General features: G+C 70.1%; 4 protein-coding genes. 2 read left to right on the top strand and 2 right to left on the bottom strand.

Translation table 11 applies throughout. The features are described from left to right. Positions 1-19: 19 nt before the first annotated feature. Positions 20-889, bottom strand: a complete 870-nt coding sequence (locus ACQP06_RS16805) for an alpha/beta hydrolase (RefSeq protein ID WP_433673059.1) — start codon at positions 887-889, stop codon at positions 20-22. 110 nt (positions 890-999) lie between these two features. Here ACQP06_RS16805 and ACQP06_RS16800 point away from each other — a divergent pair, with 110 nt between their 5' ends. Beyond that, a complete protein-coding gene (locus ACQP06_RS16800; protein WP_357276973.1) occupies positions 1,000-1,326 on the top strand; it encodes a winged helix-turn-helix transcriptional regulator in 327 nt (108 codons plus the stop codon). On the opposite strand, the gene ACQP06_RS16795 is transcribed toward ACQP06_RS16800, so the two are convergent. Beyond that, positions 1,256-1,744: a hypothetical protein gene (locus tag ACQP06_RS16795; protein WP_433673058.1), complete on the bottom strand. Its 489-nt coding sequence runs from the start codon at positions 1,742-1,744 to the stop codon at positions 1,256-1,258. The two genes, ACQP06_RS16800 and ACQP06_RS16795, sit on opposite strands and share 71 nt — an antisense overlap. A gap of 672 nt (positions 1,745-2,416) precedes the next feature. Here ACQP06_RS16795 and ACQP06_RS16790 point away from each other — a divergent pair. Continuing rightward, the gene (locus tag ACQP06_RS16790) at positions 2,417-20,488 is read left to right on the top strand and encodes an amino acid adenylation domain-containing protein (RefSeq protein WP_433673057.1); all 18,072 of its coding nucleotides are present in this window, start codon (positions 2,417-2,419) and stop codon (positions 20,486-20,488) included. Positions 20,489-20,493: the final 5 nt, after the last annotated feature.

The raw sequence follows: 20,493 nt of genomic DNA, 5'->3' as shown, positions 1-20,493 counted from the left end.
CCGGCTCACCTCACGCGGGTCAGCAGACGCCGCGGAACAATTCGGCGGCCGCGTCGGCGGCGGGCTCGATCAGCCGGGGATCGTCGTAGAAGTCGATCTGGCCGACCGAGTCCAGCCACAGCTCCGATTTCGGGGATGCCACCCCAGCGTAGAACTTGTGCGCCCACGGCGGGACCAGGGCGTTCTCCGAGTGCACCAGCAGGAACGGCACCGACAGCCGGGCCGCCGCCTCCTGGGCGTCGAAACCCGCGGTGTGCTCGAAGGATTCGACGGCGAAACCGTTCGTGTAGTTGGGGACCACGCCGCGCGGGGTGCCGTAGTACTCGAACGCCTCGGTCAGGGGCATGGCCACATCGCCGTTGTCGGCGGCCACCGCCGGGATGGTCTCGACCTCGCCGGTGGCGAGACGGCGCTCCCGAGCCAGGCGGCCGCGCTCGACCACCGCCGGATCGGCCGGGTTGGCGGCCGCGTCGGCGTACACGCCCGCGACACCGGCGAAGGCGCGCAGGCGCGAGTCGTCGGCGACCGCGCGGGCCATGTAGCCGCCGCCGGCGCAGACGCCCAGCGCGACCACGGACTTACCGGTGAACCGCGCGTCCGCTTCCAGCGCCGAGACGGCGGCGCTGATGTCGGCGGCCTTGCCCAGCGGGTCCTCCAATTGCCGCGGCTCCCCGGCACTCTCGCCGAAGGTCCGGTGATCGAAGGCCAGGGCGGCGAAACCGCGGCGCGCCAGCGCCTCGGCGTAGACGCCCGCCGCCTGCTCCTTGACGGAGGTCAGCGGGCCGGTCGTGACCACCACACCGGTGGGCTCGCCCGTCGGCAGGTACAGCGTGCCGACCAGTCGGTCTCCGGCGCGGGTGAAAGTGAACGGAACTGTGCTGACAGTCATCTGGTGCTCTCGTCCTCGAAGTCGTCGCATTACGGTGAAACAAGACGGTAGGCGCGGACCCCCGCCACCGATAGAAGGCACTTCGAAGTGCCCTTCCGAACGGAGGCGCGATGGACCTGGTGATCCCCGACGTACTCGAGGAATCCTGCACCACCCGCCAGGCCCTCGAACGCCTGGCCGCCAAGTGGCGAATCCTGCTCATCTACGCCCTGCTCGACGGCGCCCAGCGCCCGGCCGCGCTGCGCCGCCGCCTGCCCGGCATCACCCAGAAGGTGCTCACCGAAACCTTGCGCGGCATGGAATCCGACGGGCTCGTCGAACGCCACGTCTTCAAGGAGACCGCCCCGCAGCACATCGAGTACTCCCTCACCGAACTCGGCAAGTCGCTGCAGACCCCGCTCGCCGCCATCTGCGCCTGGGCCGCCGACCACCCGTGACCGAACGGCCGGCGGACCACACGACGCGGTCGAACCACATCGATAAATCGATGGGCCCCAACGGTTTCACGTTGTATTCGAGATCCCGGTGCCGCCACTCGGCGGCGGTGGCCGCCGCGGACACCAGCGCGGTGCGCGAGATGCGTTCCTGTGCACGGCTTCTCGCGTCCAGCTCGGCGAGTTCCGCATTGTTCCGGGCCGCGCTGTCGAGGATACGGCGCAGTTCGGCGGTGCGGCGGTAGATCCCGGCGATGACCTCCGCCGGTGCGGCGACGCGGGGCGCGAGGGGACCCTCCCCCACGCCGAACCACGGGCGATCGTCGAGCGCGATCTGCGCGTCGTCGCCGACCACCGCGATGGCGAGGACGGTCTCGAGCAGCGCGGTCTTGTTCCCGACGCTCGCGTACTCGGTCTCCACCGAACATCCCGCTTCGCGGGGCCGATTGACAGGTTGCGCCATGTTCGCCAGTGACCCTCTCGTTGAGGGTTCAGAGCTCGGGAGAGGTCAGCTCTCGATCTGGTCTCGGCTCGCCGATCTGCAATTTTCACGACTAAAATACCTAAATATCGCAGGTCAGACCCCATGAAGCAACGCTCGCCCATACGGATTCCGTGCTGTGAGGCACAACCTTTTCCAACATTTTGATCAATAAACCGACCGGTTGCGGCATCGGGGCGCAGAATCATCCTGGACAGTCGCTTTTCGAGTAGGGAAGTTCGACATGGTCTCAGTCGACACTGCGATCAAGGGCATACTGGACAGTTTTCCGGGAGGTTGGAGGGTGATTCGGGGGTCGGGGTGGACGCGATGTAGCGACCGAATGCCGGGCATCAGGCGCCGAGGTTGGCGCATACGAACCGGTTGGTACTCGCTGTAATGATCTCGGTGGCGGACCCGACGTACACAGCAATGCGGGTGTCGGAGTCACACCTTGCCGCCATATTCCATGGTCCCCGGGCCGGGCGCGTGTGAGCGCATCCACAACCGGCCCTCGGGCGTTTTGAGTTCCTGACATCACGTTGTTTGCTGGAGGTCGAAATGCGCCAATTGCACAGTGGCATCGGAAGCAATCCTGACCAGCCAGAATCGTTGCCAAGCGGCACATTTCATTCATCACACGAGGTCTTTCCGCTCACATCCGCGCAGCGGGGAATCTGGTTCGCCCAGCATCTCGCGGTCAACACACCCATATCCGTCGCCCAATACGTCGAGATCGTCGGCGAATTGGACGCCGAACTCCTGGCCGAAGCCTGCCGAACGGCCGGTCGGGAGTTCGGGTCGGGGCATACTCGTCTGGTCGAGATCGACGGCGAGCCATTCCAGTACGTCGACGCCGAGAACGGCGCCTCGGTGTGGGTCGAGGATTTGCGACAGGAAGCCGATCCGGTGGCGACGGCGCATCGCAGGATGACCGAGGACTATTCCGCTCCTCTGGATCTCGTGCGTGACTCCCTGGTGACCGCCATTGTCTTCCACGTCGGTGACGACCATTACCTGTGGTACCAGCGGGCACACCACATCGCGCTCGACGGATTCGCCGCGGTGACCATGCTCCACCGCATGACCGAGCTCTACAACGCGTGGATCACGTCCGCGGAGCCCCCGGCGTGCGCGGCCCAGGACCTGCGGCTGGTCGCCGAACAAGATCTCGCGTACCGCGATTCGACGCGGATGGAGAACGATCGCGCCCACTGGATGGAGCATCTGGCGGGCGCACCGGCGGTCGCCAGTCTGGCGGCCCACGTCAACAGGCCCACCATTCATCCGACGCTCGTCAGCACCGAACTCGCCGACGACACCGCGCATCTGCTCGACACCGTCGCGCTCGACCACGACAAGAGCGTCACCCCGATCATCGTCGCCGCGTTCGCCGCCTATCTGGCGAGAATGACCGGCAACGACGAAGTTCTCCTGAGCCTGCCCGTGTCGGGCCGGCATTCCGCGGTATTGCGGCGTTCGGGAAGCATGGTGGCCAATGTGGTCCCGTTGCGCATCCAGGTCGCGGATCGCACCGTCGGCGAACTGATCGCGGCGGTGAAAAGCGAATTGACGAGCGCCCTCCGGCGGCAGCGGTATCGCCAGGAGGACATATTCCACGACATGGGAATCGCGCGCGACGAGGCCGCCTCGTTCGGCCCCGCCGTGAATCTCATGATGGTGGAGAACGAAGTCGTCCTGGGCGAGACCACGGGCCGTTTGCACGTGCTCACCTCCGGCCCCACCTCCGACCTTTTCGTCAACATCTACCCGGGCGCGGGCAAAGAGAGCACGCTTATCGACTTCCAGGGGAATCCGAATTCCTACAGCCACGACGAACTCGCCGGTCACCATCGGCGATTCCAGATGTTCCTGCACGAATTCCTGGCGGTCGGATCCGACGGCCGGGTCGGCGGCCTGCCGCTGCTCGACGTCCAGGAACGCGACGAGCTGCTGCCCGTGCGCGGGCCCAGCGCCGTCGACACCCTCCTGCTGCCCGACATGCTGGCCGAGAGCGCCCGCCGGAACCCCGACGGCTGCGCGATCAGCTCCAACGGCCGGAGCATGACCTACGCCGAACTGGACTCCCAGTCGTCGCGGCTGGCCCGGCAGCTGATCGCGCTGGGGTGTGGCCCGGACACGGCGGTGGCGCTCATGCTGCGCCGGTCGACCGATTCGGTGGTGGCGACCTGGGCGGTCGCCAAGAGCGGCGCGGCCTTCGTGCAGATGGCCCCCGACTACCCGGCCAAGCGGATCGAACACATGGTCACCGACAGCGGCGCGACCGTGGCGATCACGGTGAACGCGCTGCGCGACACCCTCCCGGCGGACCTCCGTCAAGTGGTGCTCGACGACCCCTCGACCCTGGCTCTGTCCGACGCCGCGGACGGGCCGATCTCCGACCTCGACCGCAGCCATCCGCTGCGGCCGTCCAATGTCGCCTACATGACCTACACCTCGGGTTCCACCGGAACGCCGAAGGGCGTGCAGGTCACGCACACCGGGCTGGCGAATCTGGTCGCCGACCGCGCGGCCACGTTCGGCATCGACACGACTTCCCGTGTGTCGTATGCCCTCTCCCCCAGTTTCGACGCCTCCCTCGAACAGTTCCTGACCTGCTTCGCGACCGGGTCCACGCTGGTGGTCGTGCCGCCCGAGGTGGTCGGCGGCGACTCGCTCACCCAGCTGCTGGCCGACGAGCACGTGACCCACCTGACGCTGACGCCCACCATGCTGGCGACGGTGGATCCGGAGCTGCCGACCGATGTGCGCGTGGTCGTGGTGGGCGGCGACGTCTGCCCGCCGCATCTGGTCGAGCGCTGGACGCTGTCGGCGGCCATGTTCAACGAGTACGGGCCCACCGAATCCACCGTCACCGCCGCGGGCGCGATGCTGAAGCCGGGCCAGACTCATACGATCGGCGGCCCGATCCGCGGCGTGGAGGCCATGGTCCTGGACCGGGCCTTGCAGCCCGTGCCACGGGGCACCGTCGGCGAGTTGTATCTGGCCGGACCGGGATTGGCCCGCGGCTACAGCCACCGATTCGTCGAGACCGCCGCCCGGTTCGTCGCCGACCCGTACGGCGGCACCGGTGCGCGCATGTACCGCACCGGCGATATCGCGCGCTGGACCGGCCGGAACGGCGACACCTCCCTCGAACTGATGGGCCGCAGCGACTTCCAGGTCAAGATCCGCGGCTACCGGATCGAGCCGGGCGAGGTCGACGCCGCGCTCTCCACCCACGAGGACGTCGATCTGTGCGTCACCGTGCCCGCCCAGAACAATGTCGGCACCACCGTGCTGGCGTCGTATGTCGTGCCGGTGGACGGCCGCGGTATCGACCCGGCCGAGATCCTGCACTTCGCCCACGAAACGCTGCCGCCACACCTGGTTCCGGCGATCGTGATACCCCTGGACAGCCTGCCGATGAACGCCTTCGGCAAGGTGGATCGCCGCGCGTTGCCGAAGCCCGAGTTCGGGACCGCGGCCTCCGGGCGGGCCCCGGCGACCGAGCGGGAGAAGACGATCGCGGCGCTGTTCGCCGAGGTGCTCGGTGTGCCCCGGGTCGGGGCCGACGACAGCTTCTTCGTCCTGGGCGGCGACAGCATCCTGTCGATCCGCCTCGTGGCGCGCGCCAAGGCCGAGGGTCTGAGCTTCTCCACCCAGGACGTGTTCGTGCACAAGACGGTCGAGGGGCTGGCGGCCGCCGCCACCGAGGTCGGCGACGAACCCGGGCTGGCCGAGCTGCCGGGCGGCGGCGTCGGGCGAATGCCGTTGTCGCCGATCATGCACGCGATGCTCGATCGCGGTCACTACAACCGGTTCGCACAGGCCGCCCTCGTGGAACTCCCGGACGGAGTCGATCGAGCGGGTCTGGTGCGCGCGCTGGGCGCCCTCATGGACCGCCACGACATGCTGCGCGCGGTCCTGCGGGGCGTCGGAGCGGACGGATACGTCGAGGTCCTCGAACGGGACGCGGTCGACCCGGACGCCTCGCTGCACGAGGTGCGCCTCGGCCGGCGCGACTCCGACGAGATCGACCGTCATCTCCAGGACGCCGCGGATCGATTGGACCCCGGCAACGGCGCACTCGTTCGAGCCGTGTGGCTGCGGGACGACCGCGCTTCGGGACCCGACCTGCTCTGGCTGGTGATCCACCATCTCGCCGTCGACGCGGTGTCGTGGCGCACCGTGCTCACCGATCTCGCGCAGGCCTGGACACAGAGCGGCGAGCCGCAGTGGGGTCCGACCTCCACGTCGATGCGGCGGTGGGTGCACGGTTTGGCCGAGCAGGCACAGAGTAGACGCGGGACCGAACTCGCGCACTGGAAAGACGTTCTCGCGCACGAGGATCGACTACTCGGCTCGCGTCGCCTGGACCCGAACGTCGACACCGGCACCACCGCGGGCCGGATCCACGAACGAATTCCGGCGGCGGTGACCGAAGCGGTCCTCACCACCATCCCGGACCGATTCCATTGCGGCGCCAACGATCCGCTGGTCGCGGCCCTGGTGCTGGCTCTGGCGGAGTGGCGACGCCGACGCGGCGTGACCACGACCGGCGAGTCCATCCTCTTGGAAGGCCACGGCCGCGAGGAGCAGGCCGTCCCGGGCGCGGATCTGGGCGCCACCGTCGGCTGGTTCACCACCCGCTTCCCGATCCGCATCGAGTGGGACGACCTCGATCTCGACGACGCCCTGGCCGGCGGCCCGAACGCGGGCCGGGCGATCAAACTGGTCAAGGAGCAGCTGCGGGCGGTGCCGGGCAACGGCATCGGCTTCCCGATGCTGCGGCATCTCGATCCCATGGGCCGCGCCGAGCTGGCACACCTGCCCAAACCGCAGATCAGCTTCAACTACCTCGGGCGCGTCGGCTCAGGTGAGCGGTCCGGGCCGTGGGCCCCGACCACCGAGTTCACCGCGCTCACCGGCACCAGCGATCCGGCCATGGCGCTGGCCGCCCTGCTGGACGTCAACGCCATCGCCGAAGCGGGTGCCGACGGGCTCGAGCTCGCTGTGACCTGGGAATTCGCGTCGCAGGCGCTGGCGGCCGAGGACGTCGAGGAGCTCGCCGACCTGTGGACCCGCGCGCTGGAGGCGCTGGCCGATCACGTCCGGTCCATGACCACGCGCAGCTACACGCCCTCCGACTTCCCGCTCGCCCCCGTCGCCCAGGACCAGATCGACCGGTGGCTGCGCGAATACCCGTCGATGACCGAGGTGTGGCCGCTGACCGCCCTGCAGTCCGGGCTGCTGTTCCACACCATCTACGATCGCGGCGGCGAGGACGGCTACATCGTCCAGGCCGCGCTGACCTTCGACGGTCAGGTGGACGGTGAGCGGATGCGGCGGGCCGCCCAGGTGCTGCTGGATCGGCACGACAGCCTGCGGACCGCGTTCGTCGAAACCGACGCCGGACCACGTCAGATCGTGTTGCGCGACACCACGGTCGAGTGGGCCGAGTCGGATGTCAGCCTGGTCGACGAGCAGGACGAAGTGCTGCGGGACATCGCGCGCATCGCCGCCGCGCCCTTCGATCCGGCGCGTCCGCCGCTGGTGCGTTTCCATCTCGTGCGCACCGGTGTCGAGCAGTTCCGGTTGCTGGTGACAAATCACCATCTGGTGCTGGACGGCTGGTCGATGCCGTTGCTCATCCACGAGTTGCTGACGCTGTACAGCTCCGACGGCGACACCGCGGACCTCGCGCCCGCGCGGTCGTTCCGCGAATACCTACGCTGGCTCCAGGAGCAGGACGCCGACGCCACGGCGTCCGCGTGGCGGAACATGCTCGCCGGGATCGACCGGCCGACGCGGGTCACCAACGGTCCGGAGCGGACGGTCACCTCGGACGCCGGCGAGGTGGGTCTGAACCTCGATGCCGCCACCTCCGCCGCGATTCTCGACCTCGGCCGCACGCACGGCGTCACCCCCAATACCGCCCTGCACGTGGCCTGGGCGCTGCTGGTGTCCGTGCTGGCCGGACGGCCGGATGTGGTGTTCGGCAATACGGTCTCGAACCGTCCGCCGCGAATTCCGGATGTCGAGCGCATGGTCGGGCTGATGGTGAACACGCTGCCCGTGCGGATCCGGCTCGAGCCCGGCGAGACCGTCGGCGACCTGCTGGTGCGGGTGCAGTCCGAGCAGGCCGCGATGCTGGATCACCAGCACATCGGCTTGGCGGAATTGCAGCGGGTATCCGGGATCACCGACATGTTCGACACCGCGACGGTGCTCGAGTCCTACCCGTTCGATCGGGAGCTGCTGGCCCACGACCTCTCGGCCGCCGGTTTGCGGCTGGTCGAGATCGACGCGCACGACGCGACGCCGTTCCCGTTGAGCCTGCAGGTGACCCCGCCGCGCCCGGGTGGCGACGGCGGAGCGGATGCCGGAACCTATTCGGTGACACTGAAATTCGCCACCGACCGCTTCGACGACAATGACGCCCACCACCTGCTCGGTCGCTTCGAGCTGCTGCTCATGCAGCTCGTCGACGATCCGGCCGCCACGGTCGCCTCGATCTCACCCTGCTGGGATTCCGAACGCGCCAAGCTGTTCTCGGTCACCGGCGGCGAGCCCGCCCCCGAGCGGGTGCTCCGCGACATCCTGTCCGCGACCGCTCGCCGGTACCCCGACGCCGCCGCCATCCGGTACGGCGACACCACGTGGACCTATCGGGAGCTGGACGAGCGCGCCGACACGTTCGCCCGCCGGCTGATCGCCCGTGGCGCACGTCCCGAGTCGACGGTGGCACTGGTCCTGCCCCGCTCCGCCGAGCTCTTCGTCGCGATCTGGGCCGTCGCCAAGACCGGCGCCGCCTTCCTGCCCTTGGATCCCGGCAACCCGGCCGCGCGGATCGGCGAGTTGCTGTCCGCCTCGAACACCCGGCTGGGCGTCACGACAAGCGCTGTCGCGCAGCAGATTCCAGCAGACGTGGACTGGCTGACGCCGGACCTTTCGACCACCGACGCCGATGAGCTCCTCCCCCACCCGCCCGAGGTGGACCTGACGGTCGACCACGCGGCGTACGTGATCTACACGTCCGGCTCGACCGGCACCCCGAAGGCGGTCCACCTCAGTCACCGGGGTCTGGCCGATCTGGTCGCGGCGCAGGCCGACTCGTTCCGGCCCACCCCGGATTCGCGGGTGTTGCAGGTCGCCTCGCCCGGATTCGACGCCTGCGTGTCGGAGATGCTGCTGGCGCACAGCAGCGGCGCGTGCCTCGTGGTCGCCCCGCCGGAGGTGTACGCGGGCATCGACCTGGAGGAACTGCTTCGGTCGCAGCGGGTTTCGCACGCGATCATCACCCCGTCGGTACTGAACACCATGGATCCGTCCCACCTGCCGTCGCTGACCACCCTCGCGGTGGTCGGTGAGGCGGTCGGGCCCGACACCGTGAACCGGTGGGCCCCCGGCCGAAGGCTCATGAACCACTACGGTCCGACCGAATGCACCGTCTGGGCAACGGGATCCGACGATCTCGCCGCCGGTGACCCCGTCACGATCGGCGGCCCCATCATCGGCGCGTCCGCGCTGGTGCTGGACCCGTGGCTGCGACCGGTGCCGGTCGGCGTCGCGGGCGAGCTGTACGTCGGCGGCCCCGGCCTGGCCCGCGGCTATCGCGACCGCCCGGAGGTGTCGGCGGCCCGGTTCGTCGCCGACCCGCGGTCGACCCGCGGTGAACGGCTCTACCGCACCGGCGATTCCGTGCGGTGGGTGCGCGCGAACGGCCGGCTCGCGCTCGAGTACCTGGGCCGCATCGATCAGCAGGTCAAGATTCACGGCCTGCGCATCGAGCCCGGCGAGATCGACGCCCACATCGCGCGCCACCCCGCCGTGTCCAGCGTCGCCACCGTGACCGTCGACGGGCCCACCGGCGAACCGCTGCTGGTGTCCTATGTGGTGGCCGCGCCCGGCGAATCGGTCGACGTGACCGCCATCGAAGGCGATCTGGCGGGCAGCATGCCGCGCTACATGAATCCCGCCGCGATCGTGCGGCTCGAGGAGATGCCGCGCACGCCCACGGGCAAGGTCGACCGAAGAGCCTTGCAGCAGCGCGCCTTCGAGGTGGGCGCGACCGGCGGCAGAGCGCCGTCGACCCCCGCCGAGCAGGTGATGGCACGGCTCTTCGCCGAGGTGCTGCACCTGGAGTCGGTGTCCGCCGACAGCAACTTCTTCGCCCTCGGCGGCGACAGCATCGTGTCCATGCGGCTGGTGTCGCTGGCCAGGAACGCCGGGCTCACGCTCACTCCGCGAGATGTCTTCGAGGGCAAGACGGTTGCCGCCCTGGCCGCGATGGCCGACGCCGAGTCGACCCCGAAGACCGTCGAGGAGCCCCCGCAGCCGGCCACCGCGCATCACGCGTATCGCGCCGTGGGCACCCAACTCGTGAAGCTCACCCGCCAGGACATCGATCAGCTCGAGCGGCAGTACCCCCGGCTCTCCGATGTCTGGCCGCTGTCGCCCATGCAGTCCGGCATGCACTTCCACACGATGTTCGATCCGGACGCGGACGACGGCTACACCGTCCAGACCATGATCGGCTTCTCCGGCGCCGTCGACGCCGACCGGCTGCGGCGGGCCGCGCAGGCCCTGGTGGACCGGCACGACATCCTGCGGGCCGCGTTCGCGGACACCGCGGCCGGCCCGTGCCAGGTCGTGGTCGATCATGCCGAGATCCCGTTCCGGGTGGTCGATCTCGCTACCGGCGGCGACGAGGACGGCCCGGCCGACCCGGCGGCGATCGCCGCGGCGGACGCGGCCGAGAGCTTCGACCTGGCGGCCCCGCCGCTGCTGCGCCTGACCCTGATCCGGCTCGGCGCGGAGTCCTACCGGCTGCTCGTCACCAATCACCATGTGATCCTGGACGGCTGGTCGATGCCGCTGCTCATGGCCGAGCTGCTCGACTACTACGGCTCGCCCGACCACATCGATGCCGCCGGACCGGCCCCCACCTACCGCGACTACCTGGCCTGGCTGGGGCGGCAGAACAGCTCCGAGTCCAAAGCGGCCTGGGCGCGGGAGTTCTCGGATGTCGACGCGCCCACCCGGGCGTCCCGCGACGCCGACGCGGGCCCGACGTCCTCCGGCGAGGTCGGGGCCGAGCTGACCGAGGACCGCTTCGGCGCGTTGCGCCGGGTGGCCGCGGACGCGGCCGTCACCCTCAATACCGCCGTCAACGCGGCGTGGGCCCTGAGCCTGCGCGTGCTCACCGGTGAGACCGACGTGATCTTCGGCGCCTCGGTCGCGGGCCGGCCCCCGGAATTGCCGATGGTCGACCAGACGCTCGGCATGTTCCTGAACACGATTCCGGTGCGCGTCCCGCTCGATCCCGCCATGACGGTGCACGAATTGCTGAGCGAGATGCAGTCGCGGCAGGCCCGCATGCTCGAGCACCACCACATCGGCCTGCCCGAGATCCACCGCAGCGCAGGCCTGTCGGAGCTGTTCGACACCGCCATCACCTACCAGTCGTTCCCCGTCGACCGCTCGGCCCTGCAACACCTCGTCGATTCCGCGGGCCTGCGGGTGACCGACCTCGACGGCGTGGACGCCGCCCCGTACCCGTTGAGCATGGTCGTGGAACCGATGCAGTCCGAGCGCGGTGAGGCGAACGGCCTGAAGATCATCCTGCGATTCCACGAACGGGTCTTCGACCACGACTCCGCGCGTCGCATTCTCGACCGCTTCATCGACCTGCTGGGCCGGATCGGCTCGCACGCCCACACCCGGCTCGGCGAACTGCCCCTGGACCGGGAACCGCTGCCCGCGTGGCCGGAATCGGCTGCCGAGGTGGCGATCCCGGAGACCCTGGATCGCATCCTCGCGGCCTCGGTGATCGCCGACCCGGATACGGTCGCCGTCCGCTGCGGCGCGGATTCCCTGACCTACCGCCAGCTCGACGACCGATCCACCCGGCTGGCTCGAATCCTGTTGCGGCGCGGCGCCCGACGCGGCCAGGTGGTCGCCTCGGTGCTGCCCCGCTCGCTGGCGGCCACGGTCACCCTGTGGGCGGTGGCGAAGACGGGTGCGGCGATCCTGCCGATCGATCCGACGCTGCCCGCCGAGCGGATCGAGTTCCTGCTGTCGGACTCGGGCACCGTGCTCGGGCTGACCGACGGGTCCGTCCGCAAGCGCCCGCCGGACGGCGTCGACTGGCTGCTGCTGGACGGAGCCCAGGCGCTGCACGCGCTGGACTCGGTGTCCGGCGCGCCGATCACCGATGCCGAACGCGGAGCGCCGATCCGGCGCGAGCAGATCGCGTACGTCAGCTACACCTCCGGCTCGACCGGAACGCCCAAGGGCGTGCTGGTGAGCCATCGCGGCCTGGCCGATATCGTCGTGGCGCAGCGGCGGCGGTTCGGGGTGGACCCGATGTCGGTGGTGCTGCAGGTCGCCTCGCCCAGCTTCGACGCCTCGGTGTTCGAGCTGCTCATGGCGCACGGGTCGGGCGGCCGGCTGGTCGTCTCCCCCGGCGAGATCTACGCCGGGCCCGACCTGGCGGAACTGATCGCCCGCGAACGGGTTTCGCACGCCGTGGTGACCCCCTCGGCGCTGGCGACGGTCCCGACCGCCGGCCTGGACGGGCTGCGGCTGCTGGCGACCGCCGGTGAGCCCCTCGGACCCGAACTGGTCGAGCGGTGGGCCCCCGGGCGCACCATGGTCAATCTGTACGGGCCCAGCGAGACCACCATCTGGGCGACGGCCACCGACGCGCTGACGCCGGGCGCCGCCATCACGATCGGCCGACCGGTCGGTCCCGTCGCGGCCGTGGTGCTCGACACCTGGTTGCGGCCGGTGCCACACGGTGTCGCGGGTGAGCTGTATCTGTTCGGCGCGGGCCTGGCCGACGGTTACGTCGCCAGGACGGCCTTGACCGCGGCCCGCTTCGTGGCCTGCCCGTTCGGCGATGCCGGCCGTCCCATGTACCGCACCGGTGACGTGGTGCGCCGCACCACCGGCGGCGAGTTCGAGTTCCTGGGCCGCAACGACTTCCAGGTGAAGGTGCACGGCACCCGCATCGAACTCGGCGAGATCGACGCGGCGCTGGGCGCGCGGCCCGAGGTCGCGTACGCGGTCACCGTGCCGCGCCACGATCCCGGTCGGCCGGTCCGGCTGGTGTCCTATGTCGTGCCCGCGGCCGGGGTCCAGCTCTCGGGTACGGAATTGCGTGCGGCGCTGGCCGAGTCGCTGCCCCGGATCATGGTGCCGTCCGCGGTGATCGTGCTCGACGAGGTGCCGCTGACCGCCAATGGCAAACTCGATCGCGACCGACTACCCGAGCCGGTCGCCGTGACCCGCGTATTCCGGGCCCCGACACCGGGTGCGGAGGAATTGGTCGCGCGGATCTACGAGCGGGTCCTCGATGTGGACGGTGTCGGCGCGGACGACGACTTCTTCGAACTGGGCGGCGATTCGCTCAGCGCCTCGCTGGTCGCGGGACGGCTGGGCGCGGCCCTGCAGGTGCAGGTGCCGGTGCGCTCGATCTTCGAAGCGCCGTCGGTCGCCGAATTGGCGGCCCGCACCTGGACATTCAGTGACTCGGACCGGCTGCCACTACTGCCCGGCACCCATCCCGACCCGGTGCCGCTGTCGCTGGCCCAGCAACGGATGTGGTTCCTCAACCGCTTCGAGCCCGAATCCCCGGCCTACAACATCCCGGTCATGCTGCGGTTGTCGGGATCGCTGGACACCGAGGCCCTCTCGGCCGCGCTCGCCGATGTGGTCACCCGCCACGAGGTGTTGCGCACGGTCTATCCCGAATTCTCCGGTGAGCCCCGGCAGGTCGTGCTCGACGAGCCCGCGACCGCGGTCGAGCCGAAGCGCGTACCCGAAGAGGTCGTCGCCGAGGTGGTCGGCGAGTTCGTACGCCGAGGATTCGACGTCACCGCGAACGTTCCGATGCGGGTGGGCCTGTTCGAACTCGCCGAACACGACGACGGCACCGGCGAATTCCTGCTGGTGCTGGTGGTCCATCACATCGCCGGTGACGGCCAGTCGATGGGACCGCTGGCCCACGACGTGATGACGGCCTACGCCGCGCGCACCGCCGGGCACGCGCCCGAGTGGAAGCCGCTCACCGTGCAGTACGCCGATTTCGCGTGGTGGCAGCGGGAGATGCTCGGCGCCGCCGACGATCCGGCCTCGCTGATGTCCGCCCAGCTGGAGTACTGGCGGACCACCCTCGACGGCGCGCCGGACCGGTTGGATCTCCCCGCCGACCGCCCGCGCCCCGCCGTCGCATCCCTGGCGGGCGGCCGGGTGCCGGTGCGGATCGACGCGGACCTGCACCGGCAGCTGGTCACCCTCGCCCGGTCGCGTGGAGCATCGCTGTTCATGGTGATGCACGCGGCGCTGGCAACGGTTCTGGGACGGCTCGGCGGCGCCGACGACGTCGTGATCGGCACCCCCGTCGCCGGGCGCGGCGAACCCGGTCTGGAGCAACTGGTCGGCATGTTCGTGAACACGCTGGCCCTGCGCACCCGGGTCGACACCACCGAGCGGTTCGCCGAACTCCTGATGCGCGCCCGCGACACCGACCTGCTGGCCTTCGAGCACGCCGACGTGCCGTTCGAGCGGGTGGTGGAGGAGCTGAACCCGGAGCGATCCGCGGCCCGGCATCCGCTGTTCCAGGTGGCCCTGGCGTTCGAGAATCTGGCGGCGGTCGAGGTGGCGCTGCCCGGCGTCCGCATCGCCCGCGCCGAGGTCGACACCGGGGCGACCCAGTTCGACCTGCAACTCGTGCTCTCCGAGGCGGCCCCCGAGGCCGGTGTCGCACAGGGCATCTCGGGCATGCTGACCTTCGCCCGGGACCTGTTCGACGAGTCGACCGCGGCGGCGATCGTGCGCCGGCTGGTGCGGGTCCTCGAAGCCGTCGCCGCCGACCCGGCCGTGGTGGTCGGCGATATCGACTGGCTCGACGCCGACGAGCACGCCGCGCTCACCTCCCGGGTCGGGGCACGCACCGGCACCAGGCCGGAGCCGTCCGGACTGCTGCCGGAGGTGTTCGACACCGCCGTCCGGAACAACCCGCACGGCATCGCCGTCGTCGCCGGGGACACCGCGTTGACATACGCGCAACTCGACGAACGCTCGAACCGGTTGGCGCGGTTGCTGATCGACCGTGGCGCCGGACCGGAGACCCCCGTGCTGGTGGCGGCCTCACGCTCGCTGGAGACCGTGGTCGCGTGGTGGGCCGTGGTGAAGTCGGGCGCGGCTTTCGTCCCGGTGGACGCCGGATACCCGGAGAGCCGGATCGCGCAGATGGTGTCGGATTCGGCTGGGACACTGGGTGTCACGGTGTCCGCCGTCTCCGGCCGGCTGCCCGAGTCGGTGGACTGGATCGTGCTCGACGACGCCGCTGTTGCCGAGCGCCTCGACGGGTTGGCGAGCGGGCCGGTCGGCGATGCCGACCGGCTCCACCCGATGCGCGCCGAGAACGTGGCCTACGTGGTCTTCACCTCCGGATCGACCGGAAAGCCGAAGGGCGTGGCCGTCACCCACAGCGGTGTCGCCGACTTCCTCGCCTCGTTCCGCGCCGACTTCGATCTCGGGCCGACCTCCCGGGTGCTGCGGTTCGCGTCGCCGTCGTTCGACGCCGCCCTGCTGGAGACCCTGATGGCGGTCAGCGGCGCCGGTGCGCTGATCATCGTGCCGACCGGCATCTACGGTGGCGCCGAGATGACGGAGTTCCTGCGCGAGGAGCGCGTCACCCACGCCTTCATGACCCCCGCCGCGCTGGCGTCGGTGGATCCGGCCGGGCTCGACGACCTGCGCGTGGTCATGTCCGGTGGTGACGAGGTGTCCGCGGAGCTGGTGAACCGGTGGGCCGGAACCGATCTCGCGGGCGTCCGGGTGTTCCGGGAACTGTACGGCCCGACCGAGACCACGATCGTGACCACCGCGACCGGTCCGCTGTGGCCCGGCGACCGGCCGACGATCGGTGTTCCGTTGCAGGCCGTGCGGGCGCTGGTCCTCGACGCCCGGCTGCGGCCGGTGCCCGTCGGGGTGGCCGGCGAGCTGTATCTGGCGGGCCCGTCGCTGGCGCGCGCCTATCTGGACAAGCCCGCCGCCAGCGGGTCCCGGTTCGTGGCGCACCCGTTCGGGGAGCCCGGCAGCCGCATGTACCGCACCGGCGACGTGGTGCGATGGAACGCCGAGGGCGATCTGGAGTTCCTGGGACGCAACGACTTCCAGGTCAAGATCCGCGGCTACCGGGTCGAGATGGGCGAGATCGACGCGGTCCTCGACGCGCGGCCGGATGTCGCCTACGCGATCACCACGCCGTGGCGCACCGACACCGGGCCCGCCCAGCTGGTCACGTACGCCGTCCCCGAAGCCGGGGCGAGCCTGTCCAGCGAGGAGCTGCGCGCGGCCTTGGCCGAGGCACTGCCGTCCTACCTGGTCCCCGCCGCGGTGATGATCCTCGATACCATCCCGCTCTCACCCAACGGCAAGCTCGACCGTTCGGCGCTGCCCACTCCCGTGGTGCAGGCCAAGCGATTCCGGGCCCCGTCCTCCCCCGCGGAGGAGATCGTGGCGGGCATCTTCGCCGACGTCCTCGGCATCGACACCCCCATCGGCGCCGACGACGACTTCTTCGAACTGGGCGGCAACAGCCTGGTCGCCACCCGCGTCGCCGCCCGCATCGGCGCCGCGCTCGACGAAACCATCCCGGTGTCGACCATCTTCGAGGCGCCGACCGTGGCCCGGCTGGCCGCCCGCGCCGAATCGCGGGCCAATACCGGCCGGATCGCGTTGACCGCACAGCAACGGCCGCAGCGGATTCCGCTGTCCTACGCCCAGCAGCGCATGTGGTTCCTGAACCGGCTCGAGCCCGACTCGGCCGCCTACAGCATCCCGATCGTGTTGCGGCTCACCGGAGAACTGAACCTCGACGCGCTGCGCGCGGCCCTCACCGAGGTCGTCGACCGGCACGAGGTGCTGCGGACCGTCTACCCGTACGCCGAGGGCGAACCGTCGCAGGTCGTGCTGCCCACGGCACAGGCCGTCACGCACATCACGCCGATCCCGGCCACGGAATCGGAGCTGGCCGAGGCGATGTCGGCGCTCGTCGCGACGCCCTTCGACGTCACCGTCGACGCGCCCCTGCGGGTCCGGCTGTTCGAACTCGGGCAGCACGAATGGGTGCTGGCCGTGGTCGCGCACCACATCTCCTGCGACGGCTCCTCGCTGGTCCCGCTCGCCCGGGACACCATGACCGCCTACGCCGCCCACCTGACCGGGGAGTCCCCGGAGCTGCCCGAACTTCCGGTGCAGTACGCGGACTACGCGATCTGGGAGCGCGCGGTGCTGGGCACCGAGGACGATCCCGACTCGCTGATCCGAGCTCAGATCGACTACTGGACGCTCGAATTGGCGGAACTCCCGCCGCTGCTGGAGCTCCCGACCGACCGGCCGCGGCCGCCCGTGCAGACCTACGCCGGCGCGACCGTACCGATCAGCATCGACGCCGACCTGCACACCGGACTGCAGCAGGTCGCGCGCGAGCACAATACGACGCTGTTCATGGTGGTCCACGCCGCGCTCGCGGCCACGCTGGCCCGGCTCGCCGATATGGACGACATCGCGATCGGCACCCCGTACGCGGGACGCGGCGAGCCCGAACTCGACGACCTGGTCGGCATGTTCGTCAACACCCTGGTGTTGCGGACCCGGCTGGCGCCGGAGATGACCCTCACCCAGCTGCTCGAGCATGTGCGCGGCACCGACCTGGCCGCCTTCGGGCACGCCGACGTGCCGTTCGAGCGGCTGGTGCAGGAGCTGAATCCGATGCGGTCGCACGCCCATCACCCGCTGTTCCAGGTGATGCTGGCGTTCCAGAACCTCGACAAGAACGAATTCGAATTGCCGGGTCTCTCGGTCTCGGGCGTCACGCCCGACGCCGACACCGCGCTGTTCGATCTGCTGGTGTCCGTGCAGGATTCCTACGACGACATCGGCGAACCGGCCGGAATCACCGGCGCGGTGACCTACGCGAGCGACCTGTTCGACGCGTCGACCGCGAGCACCATCGCCGATCGGCTGCTGCGGCTGCTCGGCGCCCTGGCGACCGACGCGACCCAGCCCGTGTACGACGTGGACCTGCTCGGAGCCGAGGAGCGGGACACCGTTCTGCGGCACTGGAATTCGACCGAGCGCGAGCTCCCCGGCGACGAGACGCTCGCCTCGCTGTTCACCGACTCGGTGCGGGCCCACGCGGACCGGACCGCGATCGTGACCGCCGACGAGTCCTTGACCTACGCGGAATTCTCCACCCGGGTCAACCGGCTGGCGCGGTGGCTGATCGGCCGCGGCGTGGGCCCGGAATCCCTGGTGGCGCTGCGGATGCGGCGGTCCCTGGACCAGGTGATCGCCATGTACGCCGTGCACACCGCGGGCGCGGGCTACGTGCCCATCGATCCGGACCTGCCCGACGATCGCATCGAGTACATGCTGTCGATCGCCGCGCCCGCACTGGAGCTGTCGTCGCTCGACGGCCTGGACCTGTCCGGATTCGACGACGGTCCGGTGACCGACGCCGACCGGATCGTGCCGCTGCGACCGCACAACCTCGCCTACCTCCTGTTCACCTCCGGGTCGACCGGTCGGCCGAAAGGCGTGGCGGTGACCCATGGTTCGGTGGTGAACCAGGTGCGGTGGCTCGGCGGCACCTACGCGTGGTCGCCCGACGACGTGGTGCTGCACAAGTCGCCCGCCACCTTCGACATGTCGGTGTGGGAACTGTTCGCGACCCTCGCCATGGGTGCGCGCATGGTGATCGCGCGCGCCGACGGGCACTCCGATCCGCTGTACCTCGCCGAAACCATTGCCGCCGAGCGGGTCACCATCACCGCGCTGGTGCCGTCGATGCTGGCGGTGTTCGCCGACGCGGTCCCGGCCGGATCCCTGGAATCGGTGCGGACGCTGCTGGTCGGCGGTGAGGCGTTCGGTCCCGACGTGGTCGCCGAGGCCCGGCGCACCATGCCCGGGGTGGAATTGCACAACCTGTACGGGCCGACCGAGTTCACCGTGTGCGCGACCTCGCACCCGGTCAAGGACACCGACAGCGGGAACATGCCGATCGGCGCACCCGCCTGGAACACCCGCGCCTACGTCCTCGACAGCCGGTTGCACCCGGTGCCTGCCGGTGTCGCGGGCGAGCTGTACCTCGCCGGCGTCCAACTCTCGCGCGGCTACCAGTCGCGGCCCGGCCTCACCGCGGAACGGTTCGTGCCCGACCCGTTCGGCGACGGCGGACGCCTCTACCGCACCGGCGACCTGGTGCGCTGGAACGACGACGGTGAACTGGAATACCTGGGCCGCAGCGACTTCCAGGTGAAACTGCGCGGCCTGCGGATCGAACTCGGCGAGATCGAGGCGGTCCTCGCCGAGCACCCGAGCGTCGCCCGCGCGATCGCGCTGGTGCACAACACCGGCGCGGCCGAACACCTCGTCGGGTACGTGGTGCCCGCCGCGGGCGCGACCATCGACACCGCCGCCGTCCTGGCGCACGCGGCGGGCGCGCTGACCGACTACATGGTGCCCACCACCGTGATGGCCCTGGACAGCATGCCGCTCACCGTGTCCGGCAAGCTGGACCGGAAGCTGCTCCCGGAGCCGGTGCTCCCGGTCGGCGAGTTCCGCGAACCCTCGTCGTGGCTCGAGGAAGAAGTCGCCCGGGCCTTCGGCGCGGTGCTCGGCGTGGACCGGGTCGGCGCGGACGACGACTTCTACGCCCTCGGCGGCAACTCGCTGAAGTCGGTGCAGGTGGTCACCCACCTGCGCAAGGAGATCGACTACGAGGTGCCGATCCGGTGGATGCTGTCCGATCCCTGCCCGGCCGACCTGGCCAAGCGCATCGAATCCGGCATGCGCTCCGGCAGCAGCACGGTCGACGGCACCGCGCTCGGCTTCGACGTGCTGCTGCCCATCCGGACCGGCGGCGACCAGCCTCCGCTGTTCTGCATCCACCCCGCCCTGGGCCTGTCGTGGTGCTACCACACCTTCGACCGATACCTCGCCGGCGATCGGCCGATCTACGGCATCCAGACCCCGCAGATCACCGGCGAGGACCCGGGACCGACCACGATCGTGGAGATGGCGCGACGCTACTTCGCGGAGATCCGCGCCGTGCAACCCCATGGCCCGTACCACCTGCTCGGCTGGTCGCTGGGCGGCGCGATCGCCCACCAGATCGCCGTCGAAATGCGTGCCGCCGGTGAGGAAGTCGCGCTGCTGGCGCTACTGGACGCCGAGGCGAGCGGGATCGACGAATCCACGCTGCGCACCGTCACCGCGGGCGAGCTGATCAGCAACCTGGGTCCGGTCATGGGCGTCGACTACGTCAGCCCCGACGCGACCGCCCAGGAGGCCGCCGACCTGATCGAACAGCACCTCGGCACCGCGATGGGCATCGACGCCGAGCAGATCGAGCGACTGACCGACGCCTACAACCTGGCGATCCGGGCCGCCAGCACCTGGCAGCCCACGGTCCTCGACGCCGACATGATGTACTTCACCGCCACCCGCGACCGGCGGGCCGACGCCACCGGACACGCCGGATGGGCCGACGTTGTCAGCGGCCGGATCTCGGCCTTCGACATCGATGCGGCCCACCTCGCGATGACCGACCCGGGCGCGGTCGCCCAGATCGCCCACATCCTCAACACCCACTTGGAGCGCTGAGGACG

This window comes from Nocardia sp. CA-136227 (genome assembly GCF_050955695.1).
Classification (GTDB): Bacteria; Actinomycetota; Actinomycetes; order Mycobacteriales; family Mycobacteriaceae; genus Nocardia.
This window is presented reverse-complemented; position numbering and strand designations above follow the sequence as displayed.